This is a genomic window from Streptomyces johnsoniae (assembly GCF_031845565.1).
Taxonomy (GTDB): domain Bacteria; phylum Actinomycetota; class Actinomycetes; order Streptomycetales; family Streptomycetaceae; genus Streptomyces; species Streptomyces johnsoniae.
In genome coordinates this window covers 314,001-333,512 of record NZ_JAVREV010000002.1, presented here as the reverse complement: position 1 = coordinate 333,512, position 19,512 = coordinate 314,001, and the positions used below count along the sequence as shown (strand labels likewise).

Genomic DNA, 19,512 nt, shown 5'->3' with positions numbered 1-19,512 from the left:
TCGCGTGCGGCCCGGCTCCGCGGGCCGGGCCGCACGCATGTCAGGACTCGGGTCAGGGCCCGGGTCAGGACCTGCTGACCGCGGCCAGGATCTCCGGCAGCCGCGCCGCCGTCATCGGCGCCGCGATCCGCAGCCCCGCCCACGCCAGCAGCAGCCCGTACCCGGCACCGGCGGGCAGCAGCGCCCAGGTCCAGGCCGCGTCCTGCGCGTGGGCCCACACGGTGAGCGCGATCACCGGCGCGCACAGCACGCCGCCGGCCAGCATGCCGCCGATGATGCTGAACCACGCCAGCGCGCCCTGCCCCGGCGCCACGTTCTTCATCGCGTTGTCCTGCGGGATCGAGTAGGGGAACCGGGCGCTGGTCACCGCGCCCGCCGCGACCAGCGCGCCCAGCAGCGCGAGCGCCAGGCCGAGCCCGTCGGGCAGCGACCCCCACGCCCCGAACGCGGCCGCGGAGCCCACCACGACCACGCAGGTGAACGGCAACCCGATCAGCCCGATCGCCAGCGCCCGCCCCCGCAGTTCCAGATACGCGTCCCGGTCCGTGCCGATGGACTGCGCGACCAGCCAGAAGCCGCTGTAGTCCTGGCCGAACTGGTTGTACATCTGCAACCCGAGCAGCGCGGCGACCCAACAGGCGTTGTACACGCTGCCGTTGCCCTGGACCGCGAAGACCAGCGGGAGCAGCAGGCCCATGCCGAGCGACATCGCCCAGCCCATCTTCGTCTTCGGATCGCGCCACGCGTACGTCAGCGCGCGCCGCATCACCGTTCCCGTGCGCCCCTCGGGCAGCCACGCGGCGAGGCCGCGCCCCGCGGCGCCGCGCGCGCCGGCGCTCTCCGGCGGGGTCTGGAGCGTGGAGGCGTCCGGCGCGGTCATCAGCCGGGTCAGCGTGCGGCTCCACCACAGGAGCAGCAGCCCGCAGGCGAGCAGCGTGCCGCCGAGACCGTAGGCCACGAAGCCCCACGAGCCCTCGCCCGCCGCCCGCACCGCGTCCACCGCCGAGGCGGGTGGCACCCACCGCGCCACCTCGGCCACCGCGGCGACGGGGCCGAGCCCGTCGCCGTCCTCGTCGGCCAGGGCCGAGAAGCCGAGGTTCACCCCCTGGATGCCGAACGCCACCACGAGGCCGCTGAGCACGGCCAGATCACGTCCCTTGCGGCTGCTCAGCAGGCCCGCGTTCGCCGTGGCGAGTGTGCGCGAGAGCGTCGTGCACGTCAGCAGCACCAGCGCGACGGCGCACACGGCGACCACCGTGGCCGCCCCGCCGCGCGCCCCCGGCACCACCGCGCCGGCCACGAGCAGCAGGGTGAACAGCGGTCCCGCGCCCACCAGCGAGGCGACGAGCTGCGCGGTCAGCAGCGGCCTGGGCCGCAGCGGCAGCATCACCAGCCGCCCCGGGTCGAGCGTCTCGTCCGCGGCACCCACGAACAGTGGCATGAACGCCCAGCCGAGCGCCGTGGCCGCGACCAGCGCGACGCCCGCGGCGGGCCCGTCCTCGTGCCCGCGCAGCGCCACCATGATCAGCAGCCCGAGGACGCCGAAGAGGCCCGCGACCACCAGCGAGCCGACGAACGCCGCCGAGCGCCCCTTGGACTGCCGCACCCCGTTCCGCAGCAGCGACAGCTTCAGCCGCAGGAACGTTCCGGCGACGGAGGAGGCCGAGAGTTCCGCGGTCCCCATGCCGCCGCTCATCTGCCGCCGCCGCCCAGCCAGTCCAGCCGGTCCCCGGCCGGATTGCCCTGCGCCCCCACCAGGCCGAGGAAGGCGCTCTGCAGGGACTCCGCGTCCCCGCGCACCTCGTCCAGCGGGCCGTGCGCCCTGATCCGGCCCGCGGCCATCACCGCGACCCAGTCGCACAGCGACTCCACCAGCTCCATCACGTGGCTGGAGAACACGACGGTCGCGCCCGAGGCCGTATAACGTTCGAGCACGCCGCGGATGATCTGCGCCGACACCGGGTCCACCCCCTCGAACGGCTCGTCGAGGAACAGCACTTCGGGATTGTGCAGCAGCGCCGCGGCCAGCCCGGTCTTCTTCCGCATGCCCGTCGAGTAGTCGACCACCAGCTTGTGCTGCGCGCCCGAGAGGTCGAGAACGTCGAGCAGCTGGTTCGTGCGCCGGTCCACCTCGTCGGCCGGCAGCCCGCGCAGCCGGCCGAGGTAGGTCAGCAACTCCCGGCCCGAGAGCCGTTCGAACAGGCGCAGCCCCTCCGGCAGTACCCCGATCCGCGCCTTGACCGCCACCGGGTCCCGCCACACGTCCGTGCCGGCGACCTCCACGACGCCGGAGTCCGGTCTCAGCAGCCCCGTGATCATCGAAAGCGTGGTGGTCTTGCCCGCGCCGTTCGGTCCGACGAGGCCGACGAACCGGCCCGCCGGCAGGTCCAGGTCGATGCCGGAGACGGCGACCTGCTCCCCGAATCGCTTCCACAGCCCCCGCACGGACACGGCCGTCCGGGCCGCCGTGTCCGTTGCGGCTGGCCCTGGTGTCGTGTCCTGCTCAGGTTGGCCTGTCATGTCTCACACCCTAGACGGGGCGCTTCCGCCGACTTTCCCAGGATTTATGCGGTGGGTCGATGCGGTGGACTCATGCGGTCAGGGCTCCTGGCCGCAGGCGTAGGCGAGGGGGGCGATCACCTCCGCCGCGTCCGGGAGCCAGCGGTTCACCGAGGTCGGCCGGTGCACCCACTGCGCGGCACCGCGGCGGCCCATGCGGGTCGGCGGGGCGGCCACGAAGTCGCCCTCGCCGCGCACCGAGAGGCTGAGCGCCGCCGGGGACCAGCCCAGCTGCCGCAGCAGTCCTGGGGCCTTCGCCGCACCGCCCGGCAGCACGAAGAACTGCATGCGGCCCGCGGGCGTCGCCGCCACGGGCCCCGGCGCCACCCCGCTCCGTTCCATCCGGGCCAGTGCCAGACAGCCCGCCGTCTCGGGCACGTCGAAGACGTCGAACGTGCGCCCGGTCGGCAGCAGGATCGCCGCCCGCGGCTCCCGCGACCACAGCCGGCGCACCTCCGCGGTGCTGCCTGTCGCGTGCGTCGTCCAGTCCCGGCGCAGGGGGTGCGCGCCGGGCGCACCGCAGGCCGGAACGGCGCACGAACAGCGCGTCGCGCCGGAATCCGACTCCAGCCATGCCCCCGGCAGCACCTCCCAGTGCCGTTCCTTGACGTACTGAAGGGCATGTTCGAGGAGGTTTCCGCCGAATTGCCGTGCGAGGGGCGGTGCTGTGTCTCCTGCGGTGCGTGCGCTGGTCTCTTCCACGCCGATGACAACTCGACTACTCCGCACGGGTTACGGCCGCGCGGGAACGGGTCTCCCGGGGGACGCCCGCACGCGGGGCGCATCGGTGCATCCATGGGGGCATACGGGATGGACCGGGCGGCGGCCGGGCAGTGATCAGCCGGGATTCCCCAGGGGCCCGTCAGCAAAGGGAGCCGCTGATGACTGCCAGACCACTGATCGCCCGCCAGCCCAACGAACGGCTGCTCGCCCTCATCAGGGAAGCGGCCTGCTCGAACGCCGGGCTGGCGCGCCGCGTCAACATGTGCGCGGCCGAGCGCGGTCTCGACTTCCGCTACGACAAGACGTCCGTGGCGCGCTGGATTCGCGGCCAGCAGCCGCGCGGCCGCGCGCCTGACGTCATTGCCGAGGCGCTGGGGCGCAAGCTCGGCCGGCCGGTGACCGTCGACGAGATCGGCATGGGCACCGCCCGCCAGCTGACCTCGTCCGTCGGCCTGCACTTCGCGGCCGGGCTCGCCGAGTGCGTCGAACAGGCCGGTGAGCTGTGGCACTCGGACGTGACCAGACGGGAGAACGGCGAGGGGCAGAACCCGTACGCCACCGGCGGCTCGCACGTCGCGCCCGCCGCGCTGGTGGAGCCCAGCCGGGACTGGCTGATCACCCCGGCCGACGCCGAGGTCGCCCGCACCGCGGGCACGCGCGTGGGCACCGCCGACGTCGAGGCCGTGCTCGCCACCACCGCCGCGCTGGTGAGTCTCGACCGGCGCTGGGGCGCCGGGCACGTGCGCCCGGTCGTCGTGCACTACCTCAACAGCGTGGTGTCGGGGCTGCTCTCCGGCGCCTACCGGGAGACGGTCGGCCGGGAGCTGTTCGGCGCGGCGGCGCGGCTGACGGAGCTGGCCGGGTACATGGCCGTGGACACCGGCCTGCCCGGGCTCGCCCAGCGCTACTACATCCAGGCCCTGCGCCTCGCCCAGGCCGCGGGGGACCGGGGCTTCGGCGGTTACGTGCTGGCGGCGGGAATGAGCCATCTCGCGGCCGCACTCGGCAACCCGCGCGAGGTGATCCAGCTGGCCCGCGCGGCCCAGGAGGGCGCCAAGGGGCGCGCGACGCCGCGCGCGGAAGCGCTGTTCCTGGCCGCGGAGGCCCGCGGATACGCGCAGCTCGGCGACCGCGCGGCCTGCCACCGGGCGGCGGCCGACGCGGCGGCGGCGCTGGAGCGTTCCGGCGGGGAGACGGGCGACGACCCGGTGTGGATCGCGCACTTCGACGCCGCCTACCTCGCCGACGAACTCGCCCACTGCCACCGCGACCTCGGCCAGGGCCGCGAGGCGCAGAAACGGGCGGCCGAGGCGCTCGCCGGCCACCCCGGGACGCGGACGCGGCGGCGGGCCATAGGGCTTGTGGTGCTGGCCACGGGCCAGTTGCAGGAGGGTGAGCTGGAACTGGCCTGCCACACCGCCGCGGAGGCGGGCACCATGCTGGACGGCCTGCGCTCCGGCCGCGGCACGGAGTACCTGGAGGAGTTCACGGCCCGCCTCGAACCGCACCGCAACGATCCGCCGGTGCGCGAGTTCACCGCCCGCAGACCGCGGCGTGAAGGTGTGAGTCCCCGCTGACCTGCCGGACTTGACGCCGGGAGGTGGCACCGCGAGTCTCCTGTAGGGCCGGTAGCGTGGCCCGGCGAACGGCGTTGAGTGACGAGGAGCCCGCGTGACCAGCCACAACGGACGGGACAACGAACCCCGTGAGGGCGTGATACTGCCGTCGGACGGCAGTGAGGCATGGGACTCCAGCGCCCCGCAGCGCGGTCAGGACGCCACCGTCGCCGCCCCGCTCCCCGGTCAGCCCTGGGGCCAGCCGTGGGGCCCGGACGCGGCCGGGCCGCCGCGGCAGGCCGCCGTGCCCGGCCCGCCCCCGCCGTTCCCCGCCGCAGGACCCGCCGCACCGCCGCAAGCCCCCGCACCGCCGCAAGCCCCCGCACCGCCGCAGATGCCCGCGCCGCCGCAGACGCCCGCGGCCTCGCAGGCCCCGGCGCTGCCGCAGTCGCCGACGCCGCCGATGCCCGCGGCACCGCCGCCCGCCCGGCCCGCCCCGGCCGCCGCCCACGGCGACGCGACCCAGCAGATCCCGGCCGTGGAGACGACCGCCCGGATCAGGGCGCTGCCCGCCCAGGGCACCCCGGCCCGCCCGACCGCGCCGCCCGGGGACGGTTCGGAGAGTGCGACGCAGCTGATCCCGCCGGTTCCCGGGGATGGTTCGGAGAGCGCGACGCAGCTGATCCCGCCGGTTCCCGGGGATGGTTCGGAGAGCGCGACGCAGCTGATCCCGCCGGTTCCCGGGGATGGTTCGGAAAGTGCCACCCAGCTGATCCCGCCCGTTCCCGCGGCCGGGGACCCCGAGGCCACCACGCAGCTGCGCGCCTACCGCGGCCCCGCGCCCGCCCGGCCGGCGCCCGCCGGCCCCGGGCACGGCAGGCCGGGACCGGCCGCGCCCCCGCGGGGCGACGCCGAGCCGACCCAGTCCATGCCGCGCGTGCCCGGCGACTTCGACAGTCTCTTCCGGTCGGCGGCCGTCGCCGAGGAGCCGCCACCACCGCGCGGCGGTGGCGGCGGGCGGCGGTCCACCGGCGGTCCGCGGCGCCGTTCCCCCGCCGTGGTGGCGGCCGCGGTCGTCGTCGGCTGTGCGCTCGTCGGCCTGATCGCGGGGGCCGCGCTCAGCGGCGGCGACGACGACGGCGGGGACACGCGGGAGACCACGGAGCCGGAGGCGGCCGGGGAGAAGGAGCCGGAGAACGGCACGGCGGAGGGGTCGGACGGCGGCGCCGGGGAGGCGGCGGACGCCGAGGCCGAGCAGGCCGAGGCGCTGTCCGCGCTGCTCGCGGACAGCAACGACAGCAGGGACGCGGTCATCGAGTCCGTCACCAGCATCAGGGCCTGCCGCGACCTCGACCGCGCCGCGGAAGATCTGCGCGCCGCGGCGGAGCAGCGCAACGGCCTCGTCACGCGTCTCGACGGGCTCGCGCTCGACCAGCTGCCCGAGGGGGAGGCGCTCGCCCAGTCGCTCAGCGAGGCGTGGCACGCCTCGGCGGAGGCCGACGAGCACTACGCGGCCTGGGCCGACCAGGCGGGCAACGATCCGCAGGTCTGCCGGGGCGGACAGGCGCGGCACACCGACCGGGCGTCGAACGGCGACGCGGCCAGCGGCCGGGCGACGTCGGCGAAGGAGCGCGCGGCCGAGCTGTGGAACCCGCTGGCCAGGAAACACGGCCTGCCCGAACGGGCGGCGACGCAACTGTGAGCGCACAAAGCACCGAAAAGTCTTCCCGTCACGCCCGCCGTTCCTCCACCATGGCAGGCATGCCGCTCAACGACATGCCGTGGTGGCGCTGGCGCACCAATGTGCGCTCGGCGCTGCACATGCTCTCCGACTCCGCCTTCCACCAGACGTGCTGGGTGGCCGGCGTGCCCGGCTACGGTGACGTGACGGACGCGGTCTACCGGCTGGTGGAGGACACCTGGCTGGACAACTGGTCCGCCGAGAAATACGTCGGCACGGTCTTCAGGGACAGCCAGGAGGCCGCCCTCGTGGACGTCGCCGTGCTGCGCGTGCTGCGGATCATGCACCAGGTCGGTGCCGACGCCCCCGTGACCGACTACCTCCAGCACCACGGCTGGCCCGAGGCCGTGCGCGCGGCGCGCGAGGCGCACACGCGGCTCGCGGTGAACGACGGCGAGGACCCGGACGTGCCGCCGCGCACCCTGGACGACCTGGCCGCCGCGATGCACACGGTCTGATGCCGGTGTGCCACGCTTGGGCACCATGACCACCGACCAGCCAGACCAGCCAGCGGCGCGGTCCGAGTTCGTGCTGACGCTGTCCTGTTCCGACAAGCCCGGCATCGTGCACGCCGTGTCGAGCTTCCTGTTCATGACCGGCTGCAACATCGAGGACAGCCAGCAGTTCGGCGATCGGGACACCGGGCTGTTCTTCATGCGGGTGCACTTCTCGGCCGAGGGCCGGCCGGCGCCGGAGAAGCTGCGTGCGAGCTTCGCCGCGGTCGGCGACACGTTCCGCATGGACTGGCAGCTGCACCCGGCCGACGAGAAGACGCGCGTGCTGCTCATGGTCAGCAAGTTCGGACACTGCCTGAACGACCTGCTGTTCCGTGCGCGGAGCGGCGCGCTGCCCGTCGAGATCGCGGCCGTGGTCTCCAACCACCCCGACTTCGCCGAGCTGGCCGCGTCCAACGACGTCCCGTTCCATCACATTCCGGTCACCGCGGACAATAAGGCGGAGGCGGAGGCGCGGCTGCTGCGGATCGTCGAGGACGAGGGGGTGGAGCTGATCGTGCTCGCCCGCTACATGCAGGTGATCTCCGACGACCTGTGCAAGCGGCTGCCGGGCCGCATCATCAACATCCACCACTCCTTCCTCCCCAGCTTCAAGGGCGCCCGGCCGTACCACCAGGCGCACGCCAGGGGCGTGAAGCTGATCGGCGCGACCGCGCACTACGTGACGGCGGAGCTGGACGAGGGCCCGATCATCGAGCAGGAAGTGGAACGGGTCGGCCACGAGCTGACCCCGAAGCAGCTCGTCGCGGTCGGCCGCGACGTGGAGTGCCAGGCCCTGGCCCGCGCGGTGAAGTGGCACAGCGAACGCCGGGTCCTCATCAACGGCCACCGCACCGTCGTCTTCGGCTGACTCACGGCTCACGGCTCACGGCCGGGACAGCGCCGCCGCGGCGCTCAGCACGTCGCGTATGACCGCCGGGTCGCCCTCGACGCCCGAGGCCGCGTCCTCCGGCGAGGTGCGGCCCGCGGCCAGCTGGCAGAACACCACGTCGTCGAGCGCCACATGCGCCACCGCGTCCCGCGCCTGCGTGCGCGAGACGCCGGCGACCGGCGAGTCGAGCGGGATGTACCAGTGGCCGCCGCCCGCGCCCTCGACCTCCAGGTGCAGCGTGCGGCCCGGCGTGCCCGCCGTGGTCAGCCGGGCGGGCGACACCGCGAGCCCGGCCCGCCGCCGGCCGGCGATGCTGCCCGGCAGCCGTCGCGCGTTCAGATCGACCAGCAGCCGCAGATGCGGCCCGTGCGGCGGGGCGTACGGGTACTCCACCGCCTCGGCGATGTCCCCGGCGTGCACCCAGCAGGCGAACGCCCGGTCCAGGTAGGCGTCGGACAGCGGCACCCGGTCACCGTCCCCGGGGAAGCGCCCGGGATCGCCGAACGCCGCGCGCGGCAGCGTCCGTTCCCCGGTCCTGCCGCCCAGCTCGCCCGCCTTCCGCACCAGCGATCTGGTCCGGTCGCGCCACGGCTGCCACGCCGGGCAGCGCTCGCCGCGCGCCCCGTCGCCCGCATCCGGCCGGCGGCCGGGCGGGCCGCCCGCCGGGTCCCGCAAGCCGACGGCGCGGGCCAGCGGCCCGTCCCCGGCCAGCAGGTGGTCCACCACGCCGGCCACCGTGGTGCGGCGCCAGGACCACTGGTCGTCCGCGAACCAGCGCAGCGACACGGGCGTACGCCACTCGTCCTCGGCCATGTCGTTGAGCAGCGCGTCGAGCCGCGCCGCCTCCGCGTCGAACGGTGCGGCCCACGACGGCAGCGGCTGCCGCGCGGGGCGGCGGGCCAGGCAGTCCGCCAGCACGGCGGTGCGCAGCCCGGGGTCGAGGTCGAGGCTGCGCTGGGGTTCGAGCAGGGTGGCGGCGTCCCGCAGGCCGAGGGCCTCCTCGGCGCAGCGCCCGCACTCGCCGAGGTGGGCCTCGACCCGCTCCGCCTCCTTCGGGGTGCAGGCGGCGAGCGCCCAGGCGCCGAGCAGCGACATCAGGTCCTGATGATCCCGGTCGTCCAGGGGAGCGGACATCGGCTCGCTGGCCTCCCGTTGCCGAGGGGGGACCGGCGGTGGGCCGCCTGGCCCGCCGTCGGCGGAGGGCGGCATCGGGCCGCGTGGTGCGGGGACGCGGTGGGCGTCGGCCGCCGGTGGCCGGCGCGGGCCGGGCTCCGGCGGAGTCGTCACGCGTGCTCCCTGCCCGGCTCCGCGGGCCGCCCGGCGTCGGAGGAGTAGCGGGCCGCTGAGGAGAGCAGCTGGAGGCCGAGGCGCAGCCGGCGGCGGGCCTCGGCCTCGCTGATGCCGAGGCGCTCCGCCATCTGCCTGCAGTCCTGGCGCTGGAACCTGGTGAGCTCGAGTGCGTCGCGCAGCGGGGCCGGCATCGCGGTGACGATGTAGTCGGCGCGGGCCGCGGTGGAGGCCGCGCGCACCAGCTCGGCCTGCTCGGCCGGGCTCGCGCCGCTGGGCCCCGGCCTGCGGCGCAGCCGGTCGACGGCCAGGCGGTGGGCCGCGGCGGCGATCCAGGAACGCATCGGGCCCTTGTCCGGGTCGAAGTCGTGCGGCGACTGCCAGATGAGGGAGAAGACCTCGCGGGTCACCTCGCCGGTGTCGGCCTCGTCGTCGAGCACGCGCCGGGCCGTTCCGTAGGCGAGGGACGCGAACCGGTCGTACAGCTCGGCGAGCGCCGCGGCCTCGCCGCGCCGGAGCCGCTGCCGCATGCTCCGGTCCCAGTGGGGCGGCGTCTCGTGCGCCATCCCGCCTCCCATCCCCGCCTCGCGTCCGCTGCGGACAACCTTCGCCCCCGTGCGTACGTCAAATGTAGTGTGCGGCGCTGTTCGTGCGCGCCCCCGCACACGAATCGGCGCCCGGGGCGGCGGGGACGAGTGACGGCCGCGAAAGTGGGCAGGGCGCAGAGAAGGAACGTATGAGCGGTACGGCCGAGCAGGAGCCGAGCAGGAGAGGGGCCGCGGGGACGTGGCGTTGAAAGTGCGGGCGGAGCAGCGGGGGGAGTGGACCGTGCTGCGGGTCGTCGGCGAGCTGGACATGGCGGCCTCGCCGACCGTGCGCCAGCATGTGCACGACGCGGTGGCCGACGGCCGCAGGCAGGTGGTGCTCGATCTGTCCGAGGTGCTGTTCTGCGACTCCAGCGGGGTGGGCGTGATGGTGGCCGCGCGCCGGCTCATGCGCTCGTGCGCCGGTGAGCTGCGCCTGATCCTGCCGGCGCGCGGCGCGGCGGACGGCTCGCACGTCAACCGCGTGCTCGCCGCGCTCGGGGTACGCCGTCTTTTCGACTGCTACGCCGATCTGGAGGCCGCCACCAGCGACGCAGGGGCGCCCCTGACGGCATGAGCCGCAGGTCGGGCCGCTTCTCGACGGTGTTCGATCGGCACGCCGAGCGGTCGCACAGTTTGCAGATTGCTTACTCCTTTGCGCCGGAATATTCCTGAAGCACTTGTTGTCCGACTCGCCCGTCAATCATGCTGTGATGAGCCGGGGTTGTGCCTCGGTGTGAGGGGATTTGTCCGCCCGGTTCGGATGGTGTGAACGGTGCAGGAGCTGGAGAAGCAGTTGGAGGTCGCCCCCGAGCCCGCGGAGGTGGGCCGGGCCCGCCGGTGGGTACGGGCGCAGTTGGAGCGCGGCCAGGCCGCTCCGGCCTGCCCCGACCAGGCGCAGCAGGACACGCTCGTGCTGCTGGTGTCCGAGCTGGTGACGAACGCGGTGGTGCACACCGGCCGGCCGGCCGTGCTCCGGCTGACCGCGCGCGGACGGCGCCCGGGGCGGAACGTTCCGGTGCGCCTGGAGGTGGTGGACGACAGCAGCAGGGCGCCGCGCCCCAGACGGGCGGAGGGCGAGGACACCGGCGGCCGCGGTCTTGAGCTGATCGACGTGCTGGCCGACCGCTGGGGCTGGCAGGCCGAGGGGCGGGGGAAACGGGTCTGGTGCGAGCTGGACTGCGCGTCCGCGGGGCCGCCGGTGGCCGAGTCGCGGGCCGAGGCGGGCGTCCAGGTACCGGCCGGGTATTGACGGTACGTGCCGCCCTGCTCACCCTGGGGAAGGGTGCCGTGCTGGTCCTCGGAGGCGGGGCCGGGCGGGGCCGGGGTGGTGCGTGGCGAGGGGACGTCGAGGCGTCGGCTCGGCGAGCGCGGATCACCCGCCCCTCCCCCGACCGGGGAGGGGCGCCACCGCGCGGGCGCGGTCAGGCCCCGCGGGTGATGGCCGCCGCGATGCGCGGGGCGTCCCTGGCCAGCTCGCGCAGCATGCCGCTGATGGGGTTGGTGTAGCCGGTGAAGTAGAGCCGCGGCGCCGCCGGGTGCGTGTCGCGGCCGTGCACCAGCGGGCGGCCCCGGCCGTCGAGGACCCCGAGGTGGCCGATCAGCGGTTCGAGGCCGCGCCGGTAGCCCGTTGCCGCGATGACGACCTCCGGGGTGATCGTCTCGCCGTTGGCCAGGAGCACCTTCTCGCCCTCGAAGGACTCGACCGCGCCGACCGGCTCCACCTGCCCCCGCCGCACCGCACGCACCAGGCCGGGGTCGAGCACGGGGATGGCGCCCTCCCGCACCCGCGAGTACAGGCCGGTGTCCGGGCGCGGCAGACCGTGGGGCGTCAGGTCGGGCACCGTCCGCTCCAGCGGGCGGGCCAGCCGGTCCACCAGGCGGACCGGCAGCCGTCGGCACAGGATGGCGCTCGCCTGGGAGGGCCAGCCGAGCGTGGCGCGGCGCAGGATGTGCGGAGCGGTCCTGACGGCCAGGCGCACCCGGCCCGCGCCGCCCGTGGCCAGGTCGGTGGCTATCTCGGCGCCGGTGTTGCCGATTCCGACGACCAGCACGTCCCTGTCCTGCCAGGGGCCGGGCGAGCGGTAGGCGTGCGCGTGCAGCAGTTCGCCGGTGAACGTGTCGCGGCCGGGCCAGTCGGGCAGCCGCGGCGTGTGGTTGAAGCCTGTCGCGACCACCACGGCCGACGCGTGCAGGCGGCGTCCCCCGTTCGCGTGCAGCACCCAGTCGCCGTCGGGCGCGGGCCGGTCCACGCGGGCGACCTCCACGCCCGCGGCCAGGTCGATCCTGTGGTACCTCGCGTACGCCTCCAGGTAGCGGACGAAGTCGTCGCGCCGCACCCAGCGGCCCGCGGACCTGGGGATCGGCAGGCCGGGCAGGGACGACCAGCGCCGGGTGGTGTGCAGCCGCAGCCGGTCGTAGTGCGCGCGCCACGAGGCGGCCACGTCGTCCGACTTGTCGAGCACGACGGCCTTGACCCCGCGGTCGGCGAGCGCGGCCGCGGTGGCGAGCCCGCCGGGTCCGGCTCCGATGATGTGCACAGGCGGCGTGGGCATGTCCATGAGCATACGCAGAAGGCCCGCCGCCCCGGCAGGGGTGGCGGGCCGTGGAGGGCGCGGGGGCCGTCCCGGGACAGGGACCGGGCGGCGGCGCCCGTTCCCTCACTTCGTGGGCTTGCGTCCGGTGACGCCCAGGTGCACCAGCAGGGTCAGCGTCGGCTTCAGGTCGGCCTGCTTGGCGCCCAGCGCCTGGAGGCTCTTGGGTTGCGAGGAGACCGCGGCCAGCATGGTGACCAGCGAACCCGCCAGCGCCGCGGCCGAGGGGCCCTGGTCAGCGGCCCGGCCCTTGGCCCGCGCGCTCTCGATGGATTCGGTCAGTGGTTTGACGACTGCACCCTGCACGCGGGTTCTGATCCGCACGAAACGCCGGTCACCCTCGGCCGCGCCCAGGTCGATGACCCGAAGGATGGCGTCGTGTTTGCGCCAGAAGGCGAGAAAGCCCTCGACCAGGTCTTCCGCGGTCTGGCGGCCCGCCCTGCCGGACCAGGAACGGCCCGCGACGAGCTCGGAAAGGCCGGCGCTCTCGCGTACGGCCCCCTCCGCGATCTCCAGGACCGCGGCTTCCACGTCGGGGAAATACTGATAGAAAGTCGCAGGTGAGGTGCCTGCTTTACGGGCCACGTCAATGACCCTGACATCCCGGTAGGGAGAAGTCCCCAGCATTTTGCCGAGGCAGTCGAGGAGTTTCTGCCGCGTCGCCTGCCCGCGTCGGCCGGCGACCCGGCCGTCGACGGTTGTCACCTGTCCTGTCATGCCAGTCAGCTTATCGACGCGTGATCTAGGCGCGATTTGATCGCATCCGATCGGGGGGTATCCGCTTGACCGGCGCGGACCGTTCCCGACATTTCCCTCAATCCAGGCCCCCGGTTCGCCACTGTCGTAGGCGGGGGGAAGAATCGACGCGTAGGTCCGCCGAGCGCGCGGCAATGAGATGCTGCATGGGGCGGTCGAGGAGCGCCCGTACGGGGAGGTGTCAAGCACATGGTGGAGCAGCTGACGCAGCACGATCCGCGCCGGATCGGGCCGTTCGAGGTGCTCGGCCGGCTCGGCGCCGGGGGCATGGGTCTTGTGTATCTGGCCCGTTCGGCGTCCGGCCGCAGGGTCGCGATCAAAACGGTGCGCAGTGAGCTGGCCGAGGATCAGCTGTTCCGCGTCCGCTTCACGCGCGAGGTCGAGGCGGCCCGCGCGGTCAGCGGCTTCTACACCGCGGCCGTCGTCGACGCCGACCCCAGGGCCGCCGTGCCCTGGCTCGCCACCGCCTACGTGCCGGCGCCCTCCATGGAAGAGATCGTCACCGAGAGCGGCCCGCTGCCGCCCCAGGGCGTGCGCTGGCTGGCCGCCGGCATCGCCGAGGCGCTCCAGTCCATCCACGGCGCGGGCCTGGTGCACCGGGACCTCAAGCCGTCCAACGTGCTCGTGGTCGAGGACGGGCCGCGCGTCATCGACTTCGGCATCGCCTCCGGGGTGTCCAACACCCGTCTGACCATGACCAACGTCGCGGTCGGCACGCCCGCCTACATGTCGCCCGAGCAGGCCAGGGACTCCCGCAGCGTCAACGGGGCGAGCGACATCTTCTCCCTGGCCTCCACCCTCGTCTTCGCCGCCACCGGCCACCCCCCTTACCACGGGGCCAACCCGGTGGAGACCGTCTTCATGCTGCTGCGCGAGCGGCCCGACCTCAGCGGGCTGCCGGACGAGCTGCGGCCGATGATCGAGTCGCTCATGGTGCACAAGCCGGAGGACCGGCCCACGCCCGCCGACCTCCAGGCGCAGCTGGCCCCCCACCTGTTCGCGGCGAGCGACGACAGCGGCAGCGCCTCGGCCTGGCTGCCGCCCGGCGCGGTCGCGCTCATCGAGTCGCGCCGCGGGCGTGCCCCGCAGACGCCCGCCCCGGCGCCCGACGCGCAGCCGGCCGCCGTCTCGGCGCCCTCCGCCGCCCCGAGCGCGCCACCGCCCATGCCGCCCGCCCCGCCCTCGATGCCGCCGTCGATGCCCCCGCCGCCCGCGGCCGAGGACCCGGTGCGGCTGCCGGGCTCCGGCATGCCCGTCGGCCCGGGTCCGCACCGCGGGGAGCCGCCCGCGCCCGGCGACCACCTCGTGCCGCACTCGCCGGACTGGGCGCGCCCGCCCACCGGCGCCGCCGCCTCCGCCATCGCCAGCCCTTCCACCGCGCACCCGGGCCAGCGGGGACACACCGCCGATCCGGCGCGCTGGCGGCCGTGGCGCTTCCGTATGAACAACGACCTGTGGGGCTCGCCCGTCGTCCGCGACGGGCTCCTGTACGTCACCTCCTTCGAGGTGCACGCCCTGGACGTGGCCAGCGGGCGGCGGCAGTTCAAGACGCGGGAGGTCGCCTGGTCCATGGCGGTCACCGGCGGCCGGGTGCTGGCCTCCGACGGCCCGAGCCTGTACGCGCTCGACGCCACCGACGGCTCCGACCGATGGCGGATTCCCACCGACACCTGGATCTACGCGCTGCGCGCCGAGCGCGGCACCGTCGTCACCGCGACGCGCGGCGGCGGCGTGCAGGCGTGGGAGTCCGGCACCGGCGAGCAGTTGTGGGAGCTGTCGGGTGCCCAGGCCGACTTCGAGACGCACGACGCGGCGCCCGTGGTGCACGGCGGCGTCGTCTATGCCTGGGGCGAGGGCCAGCTGTTCGTGCTGGAGGCCCGCACCGGCGCCGAGCTGTGGCGCCACCCCGTCGGCGACACCTCGGTGACCGGCGGCGTTCCCGTGCGGGTCACGCCCACCGACGACGGCCTCGTGCTCGTGTGCGCGGGCTCGCGCGTGCTGGCGCTCGACGCCGCGAGCGGCGCGGAGCGCTGGCGGTTCGACGCGCCCGCGGCGATCCTGTGCCCGGCCACGTACCAGTCGCCGAACACCCGTTCCGCGGGCGTGTACTTCACCGACTACCTCGGCACGGTCTACGCGCTGGACGTGGCCACAGGCGACGACCGGTGGCGGATCGCCACCGAGGCCAGGCAGTCCGTGGAGCCGGTGGTGGTCGCGGACGGCATGGTGCACCTCGGCGGCGGCAGCGCGATGTACACGCTGGACGCGGTCAGCGGCACGCCGCGCTGGCGGTTCGCCGCGGGCGACACGATCGTCGGCTCCCCGGTCGTCACCAGGGGGCGGCTGCACTTCGGCTCCGAGGACCACTGCCTCTACACGCTGGACGCGGTCAGCGGGCGGTTGAGCTGGAAGCTGGAGACGGGCGGCGCCATCACCGGCACCCCGGCCGCCGAGGGCGGCATGGTCTTCGCGTGCAGCAAGGACCACTGCGTGTACGCCCTCGACGCGGCCCGCGGCACCCGCCAGTCCGCATAGTCCTGGCCCGCCGGAGCGGCGGCCGGCTTCACCAACCCCGCGCGGCGGTCGGGTCGCGCCGTTCATCTTCGGCGGCCGGGTCCGGCCGTGGAGGCAGGGGCGTTCCGCGGGGCGGGGGTGTCCAGCTCGGCCAGGCGGGTGCGTACGGACTCGGCGTCGGGGTGGGCAAACTCGTCGAGCATGTCCAGGGCCCGCCGCAGCGAACGGCGTGCCTCCGCGGGGCGCCCGGCGGCGGCCTGGGCCTCGGCGAGGCGGGTCAGGGTCTCCGCCCCGCTGACCCGCTCGCGGTCGGTGCGCCACACCAGCGCCCGTTCGTAGTAGGAGATGGCCCGCTCGTGGTCGCCGAGGCGGTGGTGGATGAGCCCGAGGCTGTCCAACGTGGACGACTCGCCGCCCGCGTTGCCGAGCGCCCGGTGCATCGCCAGGGCCTTCTCGCAGTAGCGCAGCGCCTCCTCGTACGCGCCGAGCACCGCGTGGAACCACCCGATGTTGTTCAGCTCCTGCGCCTCACCGACCCGGTGCCGCGAGGCCCGGTGCAGGTCCAGCGCCCTGGTCGCGTGCTCCAGGCCCTCCCGGTGCTTGCCCTGCTGGTGCCTCAGGTAGCCGAGGTGGGTGTGCGCCCGTGCCTGCCCGGTGACGTCGTCCTGCTCCTCGTAGATCCGCAGCGCCAGGGACACGTGCTCCTCGGTGCCGGCGTAGTCGCCGATCCGGTAGTACGCCTGGCCGAGCCCGATATGCGACAGGGCCTGTGCCGGCAGGTCGTCGATGCGCCGCGCCGCGTCGAGCGCGATCCTGTGCATCGTCACCTGGTGCTGGGCGTGCCCCTCCTGGAAGAGGAACGCCCGGCTGGCGTGGGCGAGTTGCGCGGCATGGGCGTGGAAGCCGTGGTGCGCGGCCTGCCGGGCCGCGGCCAGCAGCGCGGGCAGCTGACCGGCGAACCAGGCCCTGGCCCGCGTCACTTCGGCCGGCCGCGTCACGGTGACGCCCGGCAGCGCGGGCGCCGGGTCGATCGACGCCGTCACCGCCGGGTTCAGCAGGGCGTCGCCGGGAACGGCGCTGTGCACGTAGTGGTCCAGGAGCCGGTGCAGTGCCTCGCGCCGCTCCGCCTCGCCGTCGCGCTCCAGGGCGAGTTCGCGGGCGTACGTCCACAGCAGGTCGTGGCTGCTGTAGCGGCCCGGCACACGCTGCCCGACCAGATGGGCGCGCAGCAGCTCGGACAGCAGCCGACGGGTGTGCGCCACGGGCAGCCCGGCCAGGCTGGCCGCGGCGGGCAGCGTGATGTCCGGGCCGTCCACCAGCCCGAGCAGGCGGAAGACCCGCGCCCCCGCGGGGCTCAGCGCCCGGTAGGACCACGAGAACACCGTGCGCACATCCGTGCTGGGGTCCCCGCTCTCGAACACGTCGAGGCCGTCGCCGGCTTCCAGCTCGTCGTCCGCCTTGCACCCGCGCAGCGTGGTCAGCGGCAGCCCCGGCTGCGTCGCGGCGCGCGCCGCCACGATGGCCAGGGCCAGCGGAAGACCCGCGCACATCGCGATGACATCGTCGACCGTGCCCTGCCGCGCGGCGAACTCGCGGGAGCCGAGGCGGCGGACGAGGAGCTCGCGGGACTCGACGGCCGACAGCAGGTCGAGCGGCAGCTGGTGGGCGCCCTCGGTCACGGCCAGGCCGGTCAGCTCGTTGCGGCTGGTGACCAGCACCAGCGATCCCGGCGAGGTCGGCAGCAGCGGGCGCACCTGCTCGGCGTCCCGCGCGTTGTCCAGCACGATCAGCATGCGCCGGTCCGCCAGCAGCCCGCGGAACAACCCCACCTGAGCCTCGAACGCCGCCGGAATCCGGTCGCCAGGCACCTGGAGCGCGTCCAGGAAGACCCGCACCACGTCGGCCGGCGTCATCGCCGCGTCCGTGGGGCCGAACCCCCGCAGGTTCACGTAGAGCTGACCGTCGGGGTACAGGTCGCGCGCCCGGTGCGCCCAGTGCACCGCGAGCGCGGTCTTGCCCACGCCGCCGGTGCCGGCGATCACGCAGATCACCGGCGCCCCGCCGCCGCCCCGGCCCTTGCGCGCCAGCGCGTCGAGCGCGTCCAGCTCGTGCGTGCGGCTGGTGAAGTGCTCGACGTCGGGCGGCAGCTGACGCGGCACCGCGATGGCAGGGGCCCCGGGCTCCTCGGCCGCCCGCGACGGCTCGCCGGGCGGGGACGCCTGCGCTGCCCCGCCGGTGTCCTCGCCGAGCAGCACCGCCTGGTGCGCCCGCTGCAACTCCTCGCCCGGCTCGATGCCCAGTTCGTCGGCGAACTGGTCGTGCACCCGGCGGAACAGCGCGAGTGCCTCCGCCCGCCGCCCCGTTCGGTGCAGGGCGGTCAGCAGCAGCGAGACCGGCCGCTCCCGCATCGGATGGGCCGCCACCAGCCCTGAGAGGCCGGCGGCCGCGTCCTGCGGGCGGCCGAGCGTCAAGTCCAGTGCGGCGCGCTCCTCCTGGGCGGCGAGCCGTTCCTCCTCAAGTGCGGGCACCACCGCCTCGGGCAGCCAGCCGCCCGCCACGTCCGTCAGCGCCGTGCCGCGCCACATCGCGAGCCCGCGCCCCAGCAGCTCGTGCCCGAGCGCCGGTTCGCTGCGCTGCGCCCGGTGGACGAGGTGGCGGAACCGGTGCAGGTCGACGAGATCGCGGTCGACCCACAGGCAGTAGCCCTGCGCCGAGGTCGTCAGCTCGGCCTCCACGCCGGACAGCTGGGCCAGCGTGCGGCGCAGCCGCGAGACGCAGCCCTGTACCGCGTTGCGGGCGGACGCCGGCGGCTGCCGGTTCCACAGGGCGGTGACCAGGCGGTCCATGGAGACCACGCGGCCCGGCTCCAGCAGGAGCATGGCCAGCACGGTGCGCTGCTGCGCGGTGTGCGGACCGACCAGGCGCGCGCCCTGCCAAACGCCGACGGCGCCGAGGAGTCGGAACTCCACCCCGTTCACGCGCATTCCCCCCGTCCCCGCCGTCCGGCCCGCGGCACCCGGCTCAGTGGCATATCAGCATGATCTCAGCCGGAGCCGCCCGCCTGTCCAGCGAGAGCGCGTTCCCCCGCCTTCGCGGGGGCCGCGCGGGCGACGCGCGACCGCGTCCGCGGGGGTGGCGGCTTCCCCGAAGGGCCGCCTCCCCCGCGGTGGCGTGTCACGTGCCGCATCGCACGCGTCACACCGTGTCGCGGGTGTGCTCAGGCCACGTCGCGACCGCGTTCGCCCTCGCGCGGCTCCTCGCGGTCGCGCGGCCACGGACCCTGGTGGACGTCGCCGCCACGGTGCGGCTCGGCCTCCCTGCGGTGCCCGCGGCCCGCGTGGGCACGGCGGCCCTCCGCGGGGGCGTGCTCGCGTTCGCGCAGGTGCCGGCCCGCCATCCCGGCCGCGCTGCCCAGCATCACCAGACCGGCCGCCAGCGGCAGGGCGACGGCCCATTTGATGCCGCCGGCTCCGACGATCAGGCTGTCGTTCACCTGGTACTGGCGCACCAGCCACAGGATGGTGAAGCCCAGGGCGCAGATGCCCGCGAGGAGCATCAGCAGCCGCGAGCGCAGCAGGATGCCCGCCGCCGTCAGCGCGGCGGCCACCAGCATCGGCAGGAACATGCCCGTGAACAGGTTGGCGTTACCGGTGGTAACCCCGTCCCCGGTGAACAGTGATGGCCACTTGATGTGCTGTCCGTCGCGGCCGCCGTACCAGTTGAAGAAAACACTGACGATGGCCGCCGCAGCGGCGATGGCGGCGAGCACGGACCCAAGTGCGTTACGCCACATTTCGAGCCTCCCTCGGTGT

At 74.8% G+C, this 19,512-nt stretch carries 16 protein-coding genes; 7 read left to right on the top strand and 9 right to left on the bottom strand.

Features of this window, described 5'->3' with window-relative positions:
* Positions 1-64: 64 nt before the first annotated feature.
* The 3 genes from RM779_RS04590 to RM779_RS04580 all read right to left on the bottom strand — a co-directional run bounded on the left by RM779_RS04590 (position 65) and on the right by RM779_RS04580 (position 3,261).
* Positions 65-1,684, bottom strand: a complete 1,620-nt coding sequence (locus tag RM779_RS04590; protein ID WP_311616045.1) for a transporter — start codon at positions 1,682-1,684, stop codon at positions 65-67.
* An 8-nt stretch (positions 1,685-1,692) separates the two neighbouring features.
* On the bottom strand, positions 1,693-2,520 hold the full coding sequence (locus RM779_RS04585; protein ID WP_311616043.1) for an ABC transporter ATP-binding protein: 828 nt from the start codon (positions 2,518-2,520) through the stop codon (positions 1,693-1,695).
* Positions 2,521-2,598: 78 nt separating this feature from the next.
* Entirely contained in the window at positions 2,599-3,261 is a 663-nt protein-coding gene (locus RM779_RS04580) for a bifunctional DNA primase/polymerase (protein WP_311616041.1), read from the bottom strand.
* Between the two features lie 179 nt (positions 3,262-3,440).
* Here RM779_RS04580 and RM779_RS04575 point away from each other — a divergent pair, with 179 nt between their 5' ends.
* From RM779_RS04575 to purU, 4 genes are all read left to right on the top strand, one after another.
* Positions 3,441-4,859 (top strand): transcriptional regulator, encoded by a 1,419-nt coding sequence (locus tag RM779_RS04575; RefSeq protein ID WP_311616039.1) that lies wholly within the window; start codon positions 3,441-3,443, stop codon positions 4,857-4,859.
* 94 nt (positions 4,860-4,953) lie between these two features.
* Complete coding sequence (locus tag RM779_RS04570) at positions 4,954-6,540, top strand: hypothetical protein (RefSeq protein ID WP_311616037.1); 1,587 nt, start codon at positions 4,954-4,956, stop codon at positions 6,538-6,540.
* A gap of 50 nt (positions 6,541-6,590) precedes the next feature.
* The gene (locus RM779_RS04565) at positions 6,591-7,037 is read left to right on the top strand and encodes an SCO4402 family protein (RefSeq protein WP_311616035.1); all 447 of its coding nucleotides are present in this window, start codon (positions 6,591-6,593) and stop codon (positions 7,035-7,037) included.
* A gap of 25 nt (positions 7,038-7,062) precedes the next feature.
* Entirely contained in the window at positions 7,063-7,944 is an 882-nt protein-coding gene (gene purU / locus RM779_RS04560) for a formyltetrahydrofolate deformylase (protein ID WP_311616033.1), read from the top strand.
* Between the two features lie 15 nt (positions 7,945-7,959).
* Here purU and RM779_RS04555 read toward each other — a convergent pair whose 3' ends face one another.
* Both RM779_RS04555 and RM779_RS04550 read right to left on the bottom strand, forming a co-directional pair.
* Entirely contained in the window at positions 7,960-9,099 is a 1,140-nt protein-coding gene (locus tag RM779_RS04555; RefSeq protein WP_311616031.1) for a zf-HC2 domain-containing protein, read from the bottom strand.
* A 149-nt stretch (positions 9,100-9,248) separates the two neighbouring features.
* A complete protein-coding gene (locus tag RM779_RS04550) occupies positions 9,249-9,818 on the bottom strand; it encodes an RNA polymerase sigma factor (protein WP_311616029.1) in 570 nt (189 codons plus the stop codon).
* Between the two features lie 220 nt (positions 9,819-10,038).
* On the opposite strand from RM779_RS04550, the gene RM779_RS04545 reads away from it, so the two are divergent.
* Positions 10,039-10,413 carry an STAS domain-containing protein gene (locus RM779_RS04545; protein WP_077060851.1) on the top strand — a complete coding sequence of 125 codons (375 nt, stop codon included), beginning with the start codon at positions 10,039-10,041 and terminating at the stop codon, positions 10,411-10,413.
* 198 nt (positions 10,414-10,611) lie between these two features.
* Positions 10,612-11,088 carry an ATP-binding protein gene (locus RM779_RS04540; protein WP_311616027.1) on the top strand — a complete coding sequence of 159 codons (477 nt, stop codon included), beginning with the start codon at positions 10,612-10,614 and terminating at the stop codon, positions 11,086-11,088.
* A 172-nt stretch (positions 11,089-11,260) separates the two neighbouring features.
* Here RM779_RS04540 and RM779_RS04535 read toward each other — a convergent pair whose 3' ends face one another.
* Positions 11,261-12,397 (bottom strand): flavin-containing monooxygenase, encoded by a 1,137-nt coding sequence (locus RM779_RS04535; protein WP_394813218.1) that lies wholly within the window; start codon positions 12,395-12,397, stop codon positions 11,261-11,263.
* A gap of 99 nt (positions 12,398-12,496) precedes the next feature.
* Entirely contained in the window at positions 12,497-13,147 is a 651-nt protein-coding gene (locus RM779_RS04530) for a TetR/AcrR family transcriptional regulator (protein ID WP_311616023.1), read from the bottom strand.
* A 228-nt stretch (positions 13,148-13,375) separates the two neighbouring features.
* Here RM779_RS04530 and RM779_RS04525 point away from each other — a divergent pair, with 228 nt between their 5' ends.
* On the top strand, positions 13,376-15,721 hold the full coding sequence (locus RM779_RS04525) for a serine/threonine-protein kinase (RefSeq protein ID WP_311616021.1): 2,346 nt from the start codon (positions 13,376-13,378) through the stop codon (positions 15,719-15,721).
* A gap of 62 nt (positions 15,722-15,783) precedes the next feature.
* Here RM779_RS04525 and RM779_RS04520 read toward each other — a convergent pair whose 3' ends face one another.
* Positions 15,784-18,678, bottom strand: coding sequence for an AfsR/SARP family transcriptional regulator (locus tag RM779_RS04520; protein WP_311616019.1), 2,895 nt, complete (start codon positions 18,676-18,678; stop codon positions 15,784-15,786).
* A gap of 239 nt (positions 18,679-18,917) precedes the next feature.
* Positions 18,918-19,493, bottom strand: a complete 576-nt coding sequence (locus RM779_RS04515; RefSeq protein WP_311616017.1) for a hypothetical protein — start codon at positions 19,491-19,493, stop codon at positions 18,918-18,920.
* Positions 19,494-19,512: the final 19 nt, after the last annotated feature.

Excerpts from the sequence above, each read along its gene's own strand:
- RM779_RS04590 (WP_311616045.1), bottom strand. The coding sequence starts at position 1,684 with ATGGGGACCGCGGAACTCTCGGCCTCCTCCGTCGCCGGAACGTTCCTG.
- purU (WP_311616033.1), top strand. The coding sequence starts at position 7,063 with ATGACCACCGACCAGCCAGACCAGCCAGCGGCGCGGTCCGAGTTCGTG.
- RM779_RS04565 (WP_311616035.1), top strand. The coding sequence starts at position 6,591 with ATGGCAGGCATGCCGCTCAACGACATGCCGTGGTGGCGCTGGCGCACC.
- RM779_RS04535 (WP_394813218.1), bottom strand. The coding sequence starts at position 12,397 with ATGGACATGCCCACGCCGCCTGTGCACATCATCGGAGCCGGACCCGGC.
- RM779_RS04525 (WP_311616021.1), top strand. The coding sequence starts at position 13,376 with ATGGTGGAGCAGCTGACGCAGCACGATCCGCGCCGGATCGGGCCGTTC.
- RM779_RS04575 (WP_311616039.1), top strand. The coding sequence starts at position 3,441 with ATGACTGCCAGACCACTGATCGCCCGCCAGCCCAACGAACGGCTGCTC.
- RM779_RS04530 (WP_311616023.1), bottom strand. The coding sequence starts at position 13,147 with ATGACAGGACAGGTGACAACCGTCGACGGCCGGGTCGCCGGCCGACGC.
- RM779_RS04555 (WP_311616031.1), bottom strand. The coding sequence starts at position 9,099 with ATGTCCGCTCCCCTGGACGACCGGGATCATCAGGACCTGATGTCGCTG.
- RM779_RS04585 (WP_311616043.1), bottom strand. The coding sequence starts at position 2,520 with ATGACAGGCCAACCTGAGCAGGACACGACACCAGGGCCAGCCGCAACG.
- RM779_RS04515 (WP_311616017.1), bottom strand. The coding sequence starts at position 19,493 with ATGTGGCGTAACGCACTTGGGTCCGTGCTCGCCGCCATCGCCGCTGCG.
- RM779_RS04550 (WP_311616029.1), bottom strand. The coding sequence starts at position 9,818 with ATGGCGCACGAGACGCCGCCCCACTGGGACCGGAGCATGCGGCAGCGG.